Source organism: Rhodococcus sp. G6(2025), from assembly GCF_058628105.1.
Genome location: NZ_CP179752.1, coordinates 211,712 through 228,104 on the forward strand (window position 1 = coordinate 211,712; position 16,393 = coordinate 228,104).

Below are 16,393 nucleotides of genomic sequence, written 5' to 3' on the forward strand. Positions count from 1 at the left end.
CCGGCCCACTCCAATCAAGTACATGCGGAGGTTCGCCGAGGCGTGGCCCGACCAGGAGGCAATCGGTCAACGACCCGTTGGCCAATTGCCCTGGGGCCATGTCAATTCGCCCGATTCCTCGACTTCGCCGCCTTCACCTGTTTCGAGAAGACTCCCCACGCGCGACTAGCTCTGACTAGCCGTGATGAAACGCGGCGACGCCACCGACGCCCTATCTCTCCATCGACCGCGCCCAGAACAGTTAACACCGACACTTGGGTGGGCACGTGCACCGATCAGATCTGAGCACTTTCGCTGAGCGTCATCACCCCGCCACCGAACACCGTAGTCCGACAAATTTCAACTCGCCATTCGCTCGACCGAAATGGCGTCCAGCCCTTCGCGTTGAGCACACCGGCCGTTGGACTGACCCAAATCACCCGTCGACAGCGGTCGAGACTTCTTGCGTCGCCGGCAAGCGTGCGGACTTCCCCTGCCGACGTCGTGCACCCCGCTGCGAACCAGCGGCACTCCTTGATTCGCCGGTCCGTGGCACATGACTGATGCTGTCAGTCATCGCAGCGATTGGCTCAAGATAGGCGCTGACTACGTCACTGAGAGCGCCGGGCACACGACGGTCGGACCAATCCGCCATCGCTTGCACTACTGCAACGGCCAGGAACGAACGCACCAAGCGAACCATCGGGTCGGTGGCCGCGATACCCAGTCGCCGAGCCAGTTCGCCGGTCATCTTGTCCGCGGCGTGTCCGCTGATGCCGCCTAAGTACTCACCCCTAATAGCGGGTACCTGGTCGAACAGTTTGACGAGATGGCTCACGTCATCACGATCGCGTTCTATCTCTTCGAGGATGCCCTGGAGAGCCGTACGGTAAGCGTCGAGAAACGGCACGCTCAGCGGCACCTGCTCCATCTCCTGCGGTATTCGCTCCGACCATTCCGCCATGCGCGAGGCCAGGATTTGGTCCTTGTTCTTAAAGTGCCGGAACAACGTGCGGAGGGAGATGCCGGCCTCCTCGCAGATCCCTTTCAGCGTGGTGGCCTCGTAGCCCTGCTCCACGAACTGACGAAGTGCGATTCGCTGAACGTCGACGACCAACTGTTCGCGTCGCCGCGAACGGATATCGCCCGCATTCCTTTTCGCAGATTCGCCAACCACCAGTTTCTCCTTACTTAGCAGACCTGTCCGGACTCAGCAGACGTGTCCGGGCCGACTCGACGCACTCATGCTTGCCAGTGTATGCCATATCGCCTGCTGGTGCCGCAACGGACGTCAGCGGTTCGAGAACCCGTCATCCTCGCGATAGCCGGGAAACACTAGGATTCAGCCTTAGGCCTCACAGACAGGATGTCGCGGCTATTGAGTAAGACTGTACGCAATTGTCCTGTTGTTGCAGACCCTTCTACAACACGCTTCTGTCGGTTCAGCTCGTATCGGCGCCCGGAAATGAGGGGTTCATCGGCCACGAAGGGCGGGATACACGCAGGCTCGGAAACCGAGACAGTGAAGGCCGTGCCCCGAGGATCGTCATACAGATTCACCAACAACGTCTATCTACCGATCCAACCCCGGAAGCTGACGTCTATCTACCGATCCAACCCCGGAAGCTGAACTCAGCCCACCGGAAAGCGACACTCCCCTGAGCCTGCCTGCCCTCCATCGTCACCCCCTGTATGGATTCGGATGCTCCGCCGGCAGCATCACGATCGACCACGGATGGGCAACTGCGAAGATTCGCGAAGGCGTCATCTCGTTTACCACCCACATGGCCCCGCAGCGGACAACGCAGATCGAATCGACAACGGTCCCCGGCCGGGAAGTCCCCGGCCACTCATCGAGCCAAGGTGTCCTCGCGGATCACGTATTTGTCGAGGGCCCCGTTTCTCGGCACTGACCGACGGTGAGACTCCCAATCAGACACACCCGCACCATTGGACACTCCGACGGCATTGGATGAGGCATTGGTACGCAACACGCCACTCCACCAAGCTATCTGGATCTTGCCCTCTATCGGCGGGCCGGAGGGACCTCATTAGGACGTTCGACAAGGTCGCCCTGCTCTGACGACGCCAACCGACCGGGCGAGCTGTCACTGGCGCACATATCATGGATCGCAGAGGCGCCACGCGAATGCGGCTTGCCGCTGCCACTCACAAGCTTCCAACTGCGCCCCGGGGCAAACCAAGTGGTGGCCGTTCGTGTTATTGCGAGAAAATCCAGCTTGGAATTGCCGGGGCAGGGCGGCCCGTATAGGGAGTGGCCCGACTCGTCGGCCTCCGGTGTGTGATTGAACCAGCGAGCCGGGCCCCGCCGCCCGGACATACGGGTGGCCGCTGGTCATCGTAACTGACACACGAACAGGCCTCCGTAACCGCTGCATAAAACATACAGCTCCCCAGACAAATCCGATAACACCGGTTCCGCAGCGCCCGTGTCGTCAGCAGATCGGCCGTTCCCGCTATGGATGTCGGGTATCTGATCACCGCGGTCTGCTCAGCGTACTGGCCGGAAGAATCGTCATTCATTTCGAGATCGGCGGCCACATCCGACTGAGAACCACTGTGCCCGCACCGGAGGCCCGGCACGACTCGCGCGAAGTTCCGGAAAACCACCGCGACAAACGGCGATAGACGATCGCCGTGGGATGAGCAAGCGCACCCAGCGCCGATCCAGAATTTGGACTTCTTGGGCATCGAAATGCTCTGAGGGCTAGTGCTACTGAACGTAGTTGGCACCGGACGCCGGAGAGATTTCGTTCGACGCGAACTAGTTCGCCGAAGGCCGCCGGCCGGGCCGCCATGATGCCCACCGGCCGGCGGTTCGGCACCCATCCAGCTCCAGAATCCGGATGAGAGCGTAGGTGGACACGCCTTACGCCCACCCGAGCAGAGGCGTGTCGCGGAACTCCAATTCGGCCTTCCGTGGTAGCCACGAAAGACGAAGGGAATCGAAACGACCAACGGATCCATCGGGCACGGTGTGCTTGCCAACCTCAACTTCACTACTAGATCAGGCCGACCGCACACTGCCATACCATCTAAGGGCCGGTGTGATGTGACTGTTGTTGTCGACAAACACTTTTGATCAGCCACTGTAGATTCCCGACCAGAATACTCACCTGCCCTGGCGAAGCGAGGTTGCAGCACGGGAAGCGGACGTGATGCGATCACCACTTCGGTTCCGGCGCCGAGCGTCCCCCGCCCGTGACCAGCCTCTATCAACGCCTGCGCAGACGCCGGGTTAAGTCGGCGGTTCGCAGGGTGGCGCAATCACAACGAGAGCCACACATTCTTAGACCGGCTGAATTCTTCCACGCCAGCTCGCCCGCCGAGCTTGCCGACGCCGCTGCGTTTGACGCCTCCGAAGGGCAACGAAGGCGGCAGACCCCCGGTGCCGTTCACCCACACCATGCCGACGTCGAGACTCGCGGCCATGCGATGAGCCCGAGCCAAATTCTGTGTCTGGACATATGCGGCCAAACCGTATGGGGTGTCGTTTGCGAGCCGGAGCGCTTCCTCCTCAGATGAAAAGCGGAACACAGAGAGGACTGGCCCGAAGATCTCCTTCTGTGCAATTTCGGAGGCTGGGTCGACATCGGTGAACAAGGCCGGCTCGATGAAATAGCCGTCAGCCAGGTCGCCGCCGCACCGCCGACCCCCGGTGACTAGTTGACCGTGCTTGTGCTGGACTGCGTCGTCTATGGTTGCGAGGATGCGGTCGCACGCTCGTTCGTCGATAACAGGTCCGACGACAGTGGCCTCGTCGGTGGGATCACCGATGCGGACTTGAGACAGCCTCGCACGACACCGCTCGACGAACTCGTCATGAACTGCGTCCTCGACCAATACCCTTGTGCCGTTGATGCATCCTTGACCGGACAGGTCGAGTACTGCTGAGAGCGCCTGGCTGACGGCTATGTCGAAGTCAGCGTCAGCGAACACGATGTTCGGTGACTTTCCACCTAGCTCGAGCCCGACCGGCACCAGCGTCGTGGAAGCGGCAGCCAGAATCCGCGTTGCCGTCTGCTCGCTTCCCGTGAAGTGGATCTTGTCGATTCCAGAGTGCCCTGACAGGGCGGCGCCTGCCTCCGCTCCGCCGGGAAGAACGTTGAGGACGCCGGGTGGCAGACCGACCTCGAGCGCCAACTCGGCGAACCGGGCTGCGGTGAACGGAGTGCATTCCGGTGGCTTGACGACGACGCAATTCCCTGCCGCGAGCGCGGGCGCGATCACAGAACCAAGTGTGTACAGAGGACTGTTCCACGGAATGATTACGGCAACGACACCCAGCGGCTCCCGTAAAGAGTAATCGAGCGCCGGTACTGGCCAAACCGGATGCACCTCGCCGCCATGCTTGTCGGTCCAGCCTGCGTAGTACTCCAGGCTGTCCACGACGGAATAGGCCGAATAGGTGGCAATTGCGATTGGCGTGCCGTTCTCAAGAACCTGCAGCTTGGTCAGTTCGTCCGCGTGGCGGCTGACCTCCGCTGCCAAATCAAGCAGCAGTCGACGGCGGGCAGCGCTGTTGAAGGCTCGCCATGCTGGAAATGCGCGACGGGCTGCGGCGACCGCTTCGTCCACTTCGGCTTTTCCGGCGACCGGCACCGCGACGGTAGGTCGCCCGGTAGCGGGATATATATGATCACGGACGCCCGCGGATGTGGTGGTCAGTCGGCGGTCCCCGATGAGTGGTGCCGGATCGCACAACTGCGCCGTGTCGGCTTGTGCTAGGGGCATCGTTGCCTCCCTTCTAAATCAAGCGCTGATATCGCAGTTCCAGGGAGCGTTGGGCAACGCCCTCATTCCTCGACATGAATGACGCGCGCCGGACATGCGGCGGCTGCCTCTTGAACCTTGCCGTGGAGTTCCAGTGGCGGCTTAGCGTCGCGGACAATCACGGCGCCATTCTCGTCGTTCTGGTCGAAGACTTCAGGTGCGATCAACGCACAGTTCCCCGCGGCGATACATTGTTCTTCGTCGACACCGATCTTCACTGGAAGCGCTCCTCTCAGGTGTTCGGGACCGCAGCGCGGTAGAAATCGATCATTTCTCGTAGCCCCTCTTCAAGCGTGTACGTTGGGGTAAAGCCCAGTTCTTTGGTTGCGCGGGTACCGTCCATGACCGGCGGCGGCGCAGTCACATGCGCAGGTAGTTGTTCGGAGTGAACATCCGCACCGGGTTGCAGTCTCTTCAGAATTGAGACCACCTCTTCGCCAGTGTAAGTCGCCTCAACCGGCGTGTTGAACAGATGGTGCTCCGTGCGCGGTGCGAGGGTCGCTGCGACGAACAGGGCGGCCATATCACGGTTGTAGATGGGGGAGTGTGGCACCTCGTCAAATGCAATCACAACTGCCGGTTCACCGATTGCAACCTTGCGAACTGCGTCGTTGAACAACCCTGTACCACCGGTGAGACGGCCGAGCCCGTACGCTAGCGATGGCCGGATGCCGATGACGTCCAGGCCGCGTTGTTCTCGATAGACGCCCGCCATGACCTCAGTTGCGTACTTCGCGGCTCCATATGCGGTCACCGGTGAGCAGCGGTAGTCCTCATCGACCGGTTGCCGGTCGTAGTTCGGTGGGATGCCGACGGCATTGACTGTGCTCGCCCAGCAGACTCGCTCGACGTCGAGGGCAAGTGCCGCGTCGAAGACTGCAGCAGAACCCGAGATATTGACTTCGAACGACTTGACCGGGCTGTTGTGCGATTCGTGGGCGATGAACGCAGCGAGGTGAAGCACACGATCAATGCGGTGGTCCTTCATGACCGAGAGCAGATGCGGAAGATCTGTGACGTCGCCGGCCACTACGTCGATCCGGTCCCGCACCCCCGCAAGGTTGTCGTAGTTCGGCTTCAAGTCGAACACCACCACCTTATGGCCCTGCGCCACGAGTTGCTCGACGGCGCGCCAGCCGATCAGCCCGGAACCACCGGTCACCATGACGTTCGCCATATCAGTTACCTCCAACCGTAGAGAGCCGCGCCGAGGCGGGCACGTTATTCGCCGATTCTGATGATGTAACCGCGAATCGGGTACGGAGTTCGTCGACCGCGTTGACAGCCCAGGTGCTGACGTGCATCAGATCCATCCCGTGGACGAGCGCGCCTGCCTGCCCGGGGGTGAGGCCGGGAACATTATCGGTCGTCATCACCCGCTTACCGGCCTTCGCTGCGAGGTCTACGACACGGTGCCATGCCTGGGCGACCTCGGGAGCATCCATCGAGACACCGATCGACACCGAGTAGTCACCCAAACCGAAGAAGACATAGTCGATTCCGTCGACCGCCAGGATGGACTCCAGGTTCTTGACCGCGGTCGCCGATTCGATGATCGGAATGACCAGCACATTGTCCACCGAGTGCGCGGCATATCGGTCCCAGTACGCCATCGAATACCCGGAGGCATGATTCGTCGGACACATGCTGCGCACTCCGTCGGGCGCGAAGCGGGTTGCCGCGACAGCTGCGGCGGCCTGTTCAGCGGTGTCCACATGCGGAACCACAATGCCCTCGGCGCCCGTGTCGAGAAACCTCTGGATCAGTGGTCGGGAATTCTCCCACACGCGAACGATCGGAATCAGGCCGGACACGTCGGCGGCGCGGATGTGTCCAAGGAACTCTGCCGGGCCGAGGTGAGAGTGCTCCGCATCGAGAATTGCGAAGTCGTAGCCAGATCTTCCCAAGATCTCTACGATCGCGGGATCCTCACAGGCCACGAACATTCCGAGGGGAATGGATCCCTGCTCGTGAAGGGCCTGGAAGCGGGTCTTTGCGCCGTTACCGATCACTGTTGACCTTCCTTGTCATGGTTGACGGCCGACGTGCTTTCGAACGCATTCGGCGGTTTCGTCGCTTGGGTAGTCGATCTGTCCCCAAAAGCCTCACCACGTGACTTGGATCGATTTGGGACCGCGCAACAGGGTCTGTTCACGCCAGTTCGGCGTTGGGTCGACGGCTTCGAAGCGAGCGAAGCGTTTTAGGACTCCGCGAACTGCGACGTCGATCTCGACGCGCGCAAGCTGTGAACCGACGCAGGCGTGCGCACCGTAGCCGAAGGCCACGTGGGCGCGCGCCCCCTTGTCGAGGTCGAGTTCGCCGGCATCCTCGAATGCGCTGTCGTCGAAATTGGCGGCGTGAACAATCGGCAACACAGCCTCGCCCGCGCGAATGGTGACGCCGCCAAGGGTGACGTCTTCCATGGCAATTCGTGACCGGGTGCCAGCGAGACCAGCAGGCAAGAACCGTACGAACTCCTCGAAAGCACCGGGTAAGAGATCCGGGTTATCCCGCAGCCGGTGGTAGGTATCGGGCTCGTGGGCCAGCCATCGGAGGATTCCGCCGAGGATCGCCGACGTGGCATCGTGTCCGGCTATGAACAGCACGACACCGACTCCGTAAAGCTCCTCGATCGTCCAAAGCCCATTCACATCGGTGTCCTGCACAAGGGCGCTCAGCAGGTCATCCGCAGGATCGCGACGTTTGCGTTCAACAAGCTCACCGAAATAGTCCATAAGCGCGGCGAAGTGACGCTCAGCCTCCGCCGGGTCCGTCACTCGCGAGTTGGCCACCGGCGCGGCGTCCTCCAGGAAGCGATCACGTTCCTCCAGTGGGATACCAAGCAGTGCGCACAGGACTCGAACCGGAATTTCCTGCGCGAAGTGAACGCCGAAATCGGTCGGGGCACCAAGCTGCTGAATGTGATCGAGCTGTTCGTCGACCAGCTTCTCGATCGTTGGGCGCAGTGCGCGAACGCGTTTGACGGTGAAGTGCTTCATCAATACGCCTCGCCGCTTAGTGTGCTCCGGCGGATCGAACTGGACGAATGAATGCGGGAATGGAGGCCCGCCCTCGGTGATCCGGATACGCGGATAGCCGCCCCGCATCGCCTCGGCAAGGCTGAAGCGGGGGTCCTTCAGGACAGTCTTGACTTCTTCGTACCCAAGTGCGATCCAGCCCTCACCACCAAAAGGGAACGCCGCCCGGACAATTGGTCCATGCTCCCGAAGTTCGGCGAAGTCGTGTTCGAGAACCGACGCGAGTACTTCGTCTTGGCGAATGGGGAGCGGGTACGGAACTGAAACGGTCATCTAGACCCCACCTCTTCCGGAATAGAACTAGGCCAAATGCTACGACAAGTCGCCTATTGATGTCAACATGCCTATTAGTGCCACCACTGCTGCGGGGTCGAGTGTTCGGGAGGCGTACCGGTTCGCGACGCGATCAAGATTGCCGGATCGGGATCGTTGAAGAGGCTGCTGCGAGTCGGCGGCCCACGAGGCCGCGCCGAGTCAGCCTACGGCCGTACCGGGCCCAGCAGAAGCGCGTGGACCGTCAGTGCGGCAAAGGGTTGGCCGAGAACTGTTTTGCAGTGCTGTGTGGAATAGAACGCGCGTCGTATCGAACACAGCCGGCCTGAACGTTGCGCCGCCTTCACTAGGAGTCTCGACGCTCGACGGGGCAACGCCTGTCCAGCCGGGTCGTGTGCGTTGGATCAGAGCGGCACGCTTACCGCCCGAGCATCTTCGATCTCCTCGATGCGTGAGGCATACTGTCCGTAAAGCGAAGCGGGAGAATACCTTCCGAGACCGGCCCATGTCTCTGTGCTCCGCGGGCGTTGACACCGTGAACCTCGCCGCAATACGATCAATGTATCCTGGATGCAATTGCATGCTGGTGTTGAGGACCCAGAGGAGAGGCGCGCATGCCGGAAGCGTTCACCCCGCAACTGTTGATCGACGGCAGGTTGGTTCCCGCTCGTTCAGGCAAGACCTTTGCCAACATTGATCCGTATCGAGAGACGGAGATCGGGCAAACGCCGGACGCCGACGCCGAGGATGTGGAAGCAGCTGTTGCCGCGGCTCGGCGTGCCTTCGACGGCACCTCATGGTCCAAGGACCACGCCTTCCGCGCGCGTTGCATCGGGCAGCTCCGCGAGGCGCTGCACCGCCACCTCGAGGAGCTGCGGGAAATCCTGGTAGCCGAGGTGGGCTGCCCAGTATCCATGACGAAGAAACTCCAGCTGGAATCACCAGTCGACGAGCTCACCGACTGGATCGAGTTGGCCGAGAGCTACCACTTCGAGCAAATCCTGCGACCACACCCGGCAATGACACCCCAGTCGTCGCGGCTGTTGATCCGTGAGCCGTGGGGTGTCGTCGCACTGATCACGCCGTACAACTACCCGATACAACAGCTCTGCCTGAAGGTTGGTCCCGCGCTAGCGGCAGGCAACACCGTCGTGCTGAAGCCATCGCCACTGACGCCGTGGACCGCGAACCTTGTGGGTCAGCTAGTCGTTGAAGAGACCGACATTCCGCCGGGCGTGTTCAACGTCATCACCAGCTCGGACACGGCGACGAGTGAGGCGTTGGTGAGCCACCCGGCGGTCGAGATGATCTCCTTCACCGGATCGACGCCGGTCGGCAGGCGGATCATGGCCACGGCCGCGGAGCGTGTGAAGAAGGTCGCACTCGAGCTCGGCGGCAAGTCCGCCAGCATTGTGCTCGAGGACGCCGACGTCGAAGCTGTCGTGCGGTCCAGCGTGCCGCGAATCGCGCGCCACTCCGGACAGGCCTGCACGAACCAAACGCGCCTACTCCTGCCGAGGGCGAAGTACGAGTTCGGTCTGGAGGTCGCTGCCGATGTAGGTCCGCAGGTTGTCTGGGGGGATCCACGTAACCCGGATACCGAGATGGGCCCTCAGATCAGTCGCGCGAACCAGCAGCGGGTGCTGCAGTACATCGAGAAGGCGCGCGGCGAGGGTGGACGTGTCGTCACCGGTGGCAGTGTGCCGAATGATGCCGGGACTGGCTATTTCGTCGAGGCCACCGTGATCGCCGACGTGCATCCGAACGCGACGATCGCACAGGAAGAGATCTTCGGCCCTGTCCTTGCGGTGATCCCCTACGACACCGAGGAGGAAGCCGTAGCGATTGCGAACAACTCTGTGTACGGGCTATCCGGGGCGGTGTGGTCGGAATCGGACGAGCGGGCGATGGCAGTGGCAAAGCAGGTGCGTACGGGAACCATGGAAGTCAACGGCGCGACATGGGTCGCCCGAGACTCCCCGTTCGGCGGAATGAAGCAAAGCGGTCTCGGTCGAGAATGGGGTCTGACCGGCTTCGAAGAATACCTTGACGTCCGCGTGATCGGTTATCCGCTGCAGCCCTGATCATTCCAATCAAATTTTCTCGCCATACAGGAGTCAACTAGCCGATGAAGGTATTTGAAGGTATCCGCGTGGTCGAGCTGGCCTCCTATGTGTTCGTTCCCTCAGCGGGAGCGATCCTCGCGGACTGGGGTGCGGACGTCATTAAGATCGAGCTCCCGGAACGGCCCGACCCGCAGCGTGAGCTCGTGGTCACAGATTTGAGCGTCGGCGATGAGCCGTTTGCGCCGCTGATGCAGCAGACCAACCGTGGAAAGCGCAGTATCGGCCTCGACGGCAGCACGGACAAAGGTTACGCTCTCCTCTGCCGGCTTGTGGCGACGGCGGATGTGTTTCTGACGAACCTGTTGCCTGAAAGCCGTAAACGGCTCCATGTGGACGTCGACGACATCCGGAGCATGAACCCGTCAATCGTCTACGCGCGGGGAAGCGGCTACGGTCCCGCAGGAGATGACCGGAACGTGCCTGGATTCGATGGCACTTCCTTCTGGGCACGAGGAGGCGCGGCCGACAACCTCACGCCAGGTGGTGCCGCACAGCCAACGCCGATGCGCCCTGCGCTGGGTGATCTGCCGGCAGCCGTCACTTTCGCAGGCGCGATTGCGGCTGGTCTACTACATCGCGAGCGGACCGGGAATGCGCCGGTGGTGGACGTGTCGCTGTTGAACGTTGCTGTCTGGAACAACTCTCCCGCCATTATCGCCGCAGCTCAGCGCGGCGGGCCGCTTCACAAGACGTTGCGAGAGGACAACTCGAACCCAGTGTCACTGGCTTACCGCACGCAAGATGACAGGTTCGTCAAGCTGTCCTTGCTGCAGTCGGACCGCCACTTTGGTCAGCTGTGTGAGTGTCTCGGGATCCCGGAACTTGCCGTGGACCCTCGCTTTGTCGATTCCTCGGCGCGGGCAGCGAACCGTCGTGAATGCACCGCGGCCTTGGACGCAGTATTCGGCCGGGTGACATTGGAAGAGGTTCGGGTCCAACTTGCAGATTTCGGCGGACCGTGGTCGACCGTTCAGAACACTTACGAAGTCAGCAAGGACTCACAGGTGCTGGCCAACGGCTACCTCACCGAGGTGGACGACGGGTCGCGCAAAATGACGATCGCGGCGTCACCGTGGCAGTTCGAGGAGACTTCCTACCCGCTCTCCCCGGCGCCCGAGCACGGCGCCGATACCGACGAAATCCTTCTTGAACTCGGTCTCGCTTACGACGACATCATCGAGCACAAGGTTGCGGGTGTTGTCCTCTAAATAGTTGAGCTCCACTTGATTTGAGGCACACAAATGTCCGCGTCGGACTTCACCGTACACACAGGTCGGCTGTAGCTCGTTATTACATGCTTCCGAGGAAGCGAGCCGTGAAGGAGCACACATGATCGAGACCGAGATCGGCCAAACTACAACTGCGCGAATCACAGTTCGTGGTTACGACCTGGCCGATGATCTGATCGGCCACGTCGACTTCATCGACATGATGATGTTGACGTCTTGCGGCCGAGCACCAACTGATTCAGAGAAGACCATGCTCAATGCCCTCATGGTCTCAGTTATGGACCACGGCTTCACGCCTAGCTCCATTGCCGCTCGGCTAACCTACCTGGGGGCACCAGAGGCGCCACAGGCCGCGGTCGCGGCAGGGTTGCTGGGCGCAGGTTCGGTGTTCCTCGGTGCGATGCAGGACGCCGGACAGATGTTGATCGAAGCCTCTACCGACCTGCCCGAGTACCCGACACAGACGATGATCTCCGAAACCGCCAGAACGTTGGTGAATCACAGGAGACGAGATGGTCAGGTCCTTTACGGCTTGGGCCACAACATTCATCACAACGGCGATCCGCGGGTTGGACGGTTACGTGAACTTGCCCGGCAGCTGGGGTACTACGACCGGCACTGGCAGCTGCTGGATGCCATTGAGCACGAAACAAGACATGAGTCCGGCCGACTTCTACCGATCAACGCTGCGGGGGCTGTCGGAGCCTCGATCGCGGCGATGGGACTCCCGCTGGCCATGGCCAGGGGCATCACTCTGGTCTCGCGCACAGCCGGCCTCGTTGCCCATCTCCTGGAAGAGAAAGACAAGCCGGTCGGGAAGGACATCTGGAAAACTGTACTTCAGCAGGATATTAGGAACGAGCTGTGAAACTCGCAGGACGCCACCGACAGCTCTAGAAGCATCCTTGGGAAATTGATCGAGGCGGTGGGCAGCCTGGAAACATGGGCACCGCAATACCCAGGCGCTTCGCGATGCACGACCCCTTGGCACGCTAGGTGAGGAAAGTCCACAATCGTCAATCGATCGATTCCGGTCGACTCGCAAAGCGGAGATCAGGCGGGAGAAGGCGACTACACCCGATGTCACCCCGGTGCACATGGCTGCAGTCCACAGCCATTGCGGTCCGGGTGGTGGCGCCGAGGCGCACAACCAGCTTGTCCGGCGAACATCTGTCACGGAGCAGTCGTAGCTCGAGTGTTCTCAACTATCGCGTCGAGTCGGACGTGCCACTGGGGGAGGCCGGCCCCATTCGGACAACCTGCCCCAGACCCATATTGACGCATGAGATCTGAGCGGAATGCTATCCGCAAGGGCAGGGTCAGGTTTCATGTCGAATTCTTCGAGCCGCGGATGACCGCCGTGAGCGCAACATGAACTGCCGCCCGTCCTCAGGACGGTGACCAACCGTGTTTGGCAACACGATCGAGAACTGGCAGAGGGACGAAAGAGGTTACCAGTGACGAAGTACAGAACCAACGCAGTAAACATGTCAGTTTACCTGCGGCAGGTGGCGAGGAGGTATCCATCTCGCACAGCCATCATCTCTGGGCCGGAGTCCCTCACCTGGCAAGAGTTTGACAACCGGGTGGACAGAATCGCTCGGGAACTTGCTGCCCGGGGGCTCCGGTCCGGGGATCCGGTACTTGTGCAGTCGCCGAACAGTATTCAGCAGGTCCAAGTGATGTATGCGGTGTGGCGTGCTGGCGGCGTGCTTGTCCCGATCAACTTCCGCAGCAGTCCCGCTGAAGTGGTGACCATGGCGCAGACATCCAGGCCGGTGATAATGGTAGCCCACCGTGACTTCGCCGAGCACGTCACCGCTGTGCAGGCCACTGGTCTCCTCTCGCTAGGACACCTGGTTATCGACGGCGACGGGTCGACGGACGACGTTGGCGTCATCGAGAGGCGCGGCGGTGCTCCGTTCCCGGACGCGACTGTGTCCCAGGACCAGGCTGCATGGTACTTCTTCACGTCCGGAACCAGTGGCAGCCCGAAGGCAGCGGTACTCACACACCACTCCCTGGGCTACATCATCACCAACCGACTGGCGGATTTGGTCCCGGCCACTACGCAACACGACGTGTCGCTGGTGATCGCACCTCTGTCGCACGGCGCTGGAACCCACCTGTTGTGCCAAACTGCGCGTGGGGCGACCACCGTACTGGCAAATTCACATCCGATGGACCCTGCGGACGTGTGGAATCTCGTGGAGCGACATTCGGTGACGAACATGTTCACCGTGCCCACGATCCTGAAACGCCTGACTGAATCCGAGGCGGCCCGCAACAACGACCACTCGTCTCTGAAGTACGTCCTCTACGGCGGTGCTCCCATCACAATGAAAGATCGTGAACACGCGCAGGAGGTAATCGGCAACAAACTGGTTCAGTACTACGGGATGGCAGAGGTAACCGGGTGTATGACCGTGTTGACGCCGGAGGACCACGACTCTGAACCAGCCGGGCAGACAGGATTTGGCCCCGCCGGGTACCCCCGAACCGGTGTCGAACTATCCATCCAAGATGACGACGGCAATCTTCTCCCGCCGACCGCGCAGGGACAGATTTGCGCAGCGGGCCTACCCGTCTTCGCGGGGTACCTCAACAATGACGTTGCCAACAATGCGTCGTTCCGGAACGGATGGTTCCTCACGGGCGACATCGGGTATTTCAACGAGCGCGGCTGCCTGTATGTAACCGGCCGCGCGTCGGACATGTACATCTCCGGCGGGCACAATATCTACCCGCGAGAGGTCGAAGAACAGCTGGTACAGCACCCACAATTGCACGAGGTCGCGATCGTCGGAATTCCGGACGAGCAGTGGGGGGAAATCGGCGTCGCGGTTTGCGTTGCCTTGCCGGGGCACAGTCCCGCTGCCGAGCAGGTTGCCGAATGGCTATCAAAACACGTCGCTAAGTACAAACTTCCGCGGAAGTATCTCTTCTGGTCCGAACTTCCCAAGTCGGAGTACGGGAAGGTCTCCAAGAAGGTGTTGCGAGAACTTGTTCGCTGAACCCTACTCCTCATGGCCCTTCTGAGCCTTGCGGAGTTGGCCGACTCCCGCGGCCGCTTAGTGGCCTGTGCTGGAGGTCTTCTGGCGGTCTGCCTGGTTTAGGATGCGGCCTTCTGATCACCCGTTCTCAACGTATCCGAGGTCCCGGCTCGGCACCTCGCTGCAGACCTAGGAGCTCTCCAAATGCCGTTGCTCATCCTTCATGCGGCGGTCGCGTGCGCCCATCTGGTCACACGCCGCACCATTTGGATCCAAAGGATCCTTACGAATATCGCAGTCGCACGAGCCGATACAAAATGGTTAGCCGCTGTAGCGAGAGCACAAGAGTCCTCCAGCCTTGGTTCGTAGCATGACGAACTGGCCGAGACGAAGTGCGAAAACCATTGGTCCAGCGGCAAACCGGGTCGGAGGCTCTGGTCGACCTCCGCCGATTTCCAAAAGGTAATTTCGGCGTGCCCAAGACGAGCGTCCGCCCCTCCCGCCACGAGGAGTACGAGCAAGCCAAGTTCGTCGATCAGCCTTGTCCAGATCCGGCGCAGTGCGTGCTTCTGCACCCGCCGGGGCGACCAAGTCGGCGACGAGCAAGCATCGCGTCGATCACGTCTTGACCTGAACCGCTCAAGCTCGCCGAGATCCGCCCCGGCCTCATGCACGCCGGCGGGGACCGGCGACTCCAGTACTGCCCGCGCCGTTTGGCAGTGCACACTATTCCGGCGGTCAAGGCTGTGATCGAAGTCCGAATCCTCGAACAAGTGCCCCCGCGACTCCAACTTGAAACCCCTGACGGAGATGGTGCGGTTCACGACCGATCATCGCGCCACACCCAGTCGGCAGTGAACCTCTGCAATGTGTACTCGAGCATACCTTCAGACCTTGATCTGATTTCGTGGGAATCCAACTCCCAGTACAGAAACGGTGCTACCTCATTGGTGAATCGAGGTTATGCAAGCTCAAAGGTCGAGCACCAGGACTGGGCTGAGTGATCGCGACACACACGGCAAGATCTGGCTGCCGGATTGTCGCTCGGACTCGGTGAGAATGGAGTCGCAGTGGTCCGGTGTCCCCTCGATTACCGGAACCATGCACGTGCCGCAGGTGCCTTCCCCGCAGGAGGACAGGACATCGGCGCCAGCTTGCTCGACAGCGTCAAGTATGGACTGGTTTGCGTCAACAGTCACCGTCTTGCCCGTGCGGCGGAGCTCGACCTCGAAGGTCGAAGTCGGCTTGGGCGCCGTAGGTGCTGCGTGGAACCTCTCGACATGGAGCGCGTCACGTGGCCAACTCGCGCATGCGGCTTCGACGGCGGCGAGCAGCGGCTGCGGCCCGCAGCTGTATACCGCGGTATCCGCACGTGCCGTGCCCAGGAAAGCATTGATGTCAAGAAGTCCGTACTCGTCCTGCGGGCAGATGTGCACGAGTCCTTTCTCGACATCAGCGCCCAACTCGTCGAGAAATGCCATCGATCTGCGGGTGCGTCCTCCGTAGAGGAGCTTCCATTCGGCTCCCGCCGCGTGCGCTGCGGTGAGCATTGCCCGGATTGGTGTGATCCCGATTCCTCCGGCAATGAACAGATAGCGTTCGGCCTCGACGAGGGTAAAGTTGTTGCGAGGTCCTCGAACTCGCACATGCTGACCCTCGTCGAGGTGGTCGTGAACATAATGCGAGCCCCCTCGGCTTTGTGGTTCCCGCAAGATGGCAATCTGCCAGTTCCGAGAGTCGTCGGGCGAGCCACACAAGGAGTACTGGCGGATCATCCTGCCGTCTAGAACCAAGTCGACGTGAGCGCCCGGTAGCCACCGAGGCAGTGGACCGCCGTCGGGAGCGCGCAAAGTTAGCAGGACCACATCATCTGCGACCGTCCGCCGATCGGAGACTACGAGTTCTTGATCCAATTCCGGGGCACCGGGACGGCGATGAGAAGCATTCAGGTCGGTCTTCAT

Annotated in this window: 11 protein-coding genes; 4 read left to right on the plus strand and 7 right to left on the minus strand. The window is 61.1% G+C overall.

The genetic code is table 11. The features are described from left to right. Nucleotides 1–415: 415 nt before the first annotated feature. From ACLIVD_RS41945 to ACLIVD_RS41970, 6 genes are all read right to left on the minus strand, one after another. Nucleotides 416–1,156 carry a TetR/AcrR family transcriptional regulator gene (locus ACLIVD_RS41945; RefSeq protein WP_491933666.1) on the minus strand — a complete coding sequence of 247 codons (741 nt, stop codon included), beginning with the start codon at nucleotides 1,154–1,156 and terminating at the stop codon, nucleotides 416–418. A 2,111-nt stretch (nucleotides 1,157–3,267) separates the two neighbouring features. Beyond that, on the minus strand, nucleotides 3,268–4,734 hold the full coding sequence (locus ACLIVD_RS41950; protein ID WP_491933667.1) for an aldehyde dehydrogenase family protein: 1,467 nt from the start codon (nucleotides 4,732–4,734) through the stop codon (nucleotides 3,268–3,270). Between the two features lie 62 nt (nucleotides 4,735–4,796). Beyond that, nucleotides 4,797–4,991, minus strand: a complete 195-nt coding sequence (locus ACLIVD_RS41955; protein WP_491933668.1) for a ferredoxin — start codon at nucleotides 4,989–4,991, stop codon at nucleotides 4,797–4,799. A gap of 14 nt (nucleotides 4,992–5,005) precedes the next feature. Then, a complete protein-coding gene (locus tag ACLIVD_RS41960; protein WP_491933669.1) occupies nucleotides 5,006–5,950 on the minus strand; it encodes an NAD-dependent epimerase/dehydratase family protein in 945 nt (314 codons plus the stop codon). A 1-nt stretch (nucleotide 5,951) separates the two neighbouring features. After that, complete coding sequence (locus ACLIVD_RS41965) at nucleotides 5,952–6,785, minus strand: HpcH/HpaI aldolase family protein (protein ID WP_491933670.1); 834 nt, start codon at nucleotides 6,783–6,785, stop codon at nucleotides 5,952–5,954. Nucleotides 6,786–6,878: 93 nt separating this feature from the next. Beyond that, a complete protein-coding gene (locus ACLIVD_RS41970; RefSeq protein ID WP_491933671.1) occupies nucleotides 6,879–8,084 on the minus strand; it encodes a cytochrome P450 in 1,206 nt (401 codons plus the stop codon). 614 nt (nucleotides 8,085–8,698) lie between these two features. On the opposite strand from ACLIVD_RS41970, the gene ACLIVD_RS41975 reads away from it, so the two are divergent. The 4 genes from ACLIVD_RS41975 to ACLIVD_RS41990 all read left to right on the plus strand — a co-directional run bounded on the left by ACLIVD_RS41975 (nucleotide 8,699) and on the right by ACLIVD_RS41990 (nucleotide 14,453). Beyond that, nucleotides 8,699–10,168, plus strand: a complete 1,470-nt coding sequence (locus ACLIVD_RS41975) for an aldehyde dehydrogenase family protein (protein WP_491933672.1) — start codon at nucleotides 8,699–8,701, stop codon at nucleotides 10,166–10,168. Nucleotides 10,169–10,212: 44 nt separating this feature from the next. Beyond that, the gene (locus ACLIVD_RS41980; protein ID WP_491933673.1) at nucleotides 10,213–11,418 is read left to right on the plus strand and encodes a CaiB/BaiF CoA transferase family protein; all 1,206 of its coding nucleotides are present in this window, start codon (nucleotides 10,213–10,215) and stop codon (nucleotides 11,416–11,418) included. Between the two features lie 121 nt (nucleotides 11,419–11,539). After that, nucleotides 11,540–12,307 carry a citryl-CoA lyase gene (locus ACLIVD_RS41985; RefSeq protein ID WP_491933674.1) on the plus strand — a complete coding sequence of 256 codons (768 nt, stop codon included), beginning with the start codon at nucleotides 11,540–11,542 and terminating at the stop codon, nucleotides 12,305–12,307. Between the two features lie 589 nt (nucleotides 12,308–12,896). Continuing rightward, nucleotides 12,897–14,453 (plus strand): acyl-CoA synthetase, encoded by a 1,557-nt coding sequence (locus ACLIVD_RS41990; RefSeq protein WP_491933675.1) that lies wholly within the window; start codon nucleotides 12,897–12,899, stop codon nucleotides 14,451–14,453. Nucleotides 14,454–15,403: 950 nt separating this feature from the next. Here ACLIVD_RS41990 and ACLIVD_RS41995 read toward each other — a convergent pair. Continuing rightward, nucleotides 15,404–16,393, minus strand: coding sequence for a PDR/VanB family oxidoreductase (locus tag ACLIVD_RS41995; RefSeq protein WP_491933676.1), 990 nt, complete (start codon nucleotides 16,391–16,393; stop codon nucleotides 15,404–15,406).

What these genes read in the sequence shown, in the direction of transcription:
- ACLIVD_RS41950 (WP_491933667.1), bottom strand. Translation starts at nt 4,734, where the DNA reads ATGCCCCTAGCACAAGCCGACACGGCGCAGTTGTGCGATCCGGCACCA.
- ACLIVD_RS41960 (WP_491933669.1), bottom strand. Translation starts at nt 5,950, where the DNA reads ATGGCGAACGTCATGGTGACCGGTGGTTCCGGGCTGATCGGCTGGCGC.
- ACLIVD_RS41970 (WP_491933671.1), bottom strand. Translation starts at nt 8,084, where the DNA reads ATGACCGTTTCAGTTCCGTACCCGCTCCCCATTCGCCAAGACGAAGTA.
- ACLIVD_RS41975 (WP_491933672.1), top strand. Translation starts at nt 8,699, where the DNA reads ATGCCGGAAGCGTTCACCCCGCAACTGTTGATCGACGGCAGGTTGGTT.
- ACLIVD_RS41980 (WP_491933673.1), top strand. Translation starts at nt 10,213, where the DNA reads ATGAAGGTATTTGAAGGTATCCGCGTGGTCGAGCTGGCCTCCTATGTG.
- ACLIVD_RS41985 (WP_491933674.1), top strand. Translation starts at nt 11,540, where the DNA reads ATGATCGAGACCGAGATCGGCCAAACTACAACTGCGCGAATCACAGTT.
- ACLIVD_RS41995 (WP_491933676.1), bottom strand. Translation starts at nt 16,393, where the DNA reads ATGAAGACCGACCTGAATGCTTCTCATCGCCGTCCCGGTGCCCCGGAA.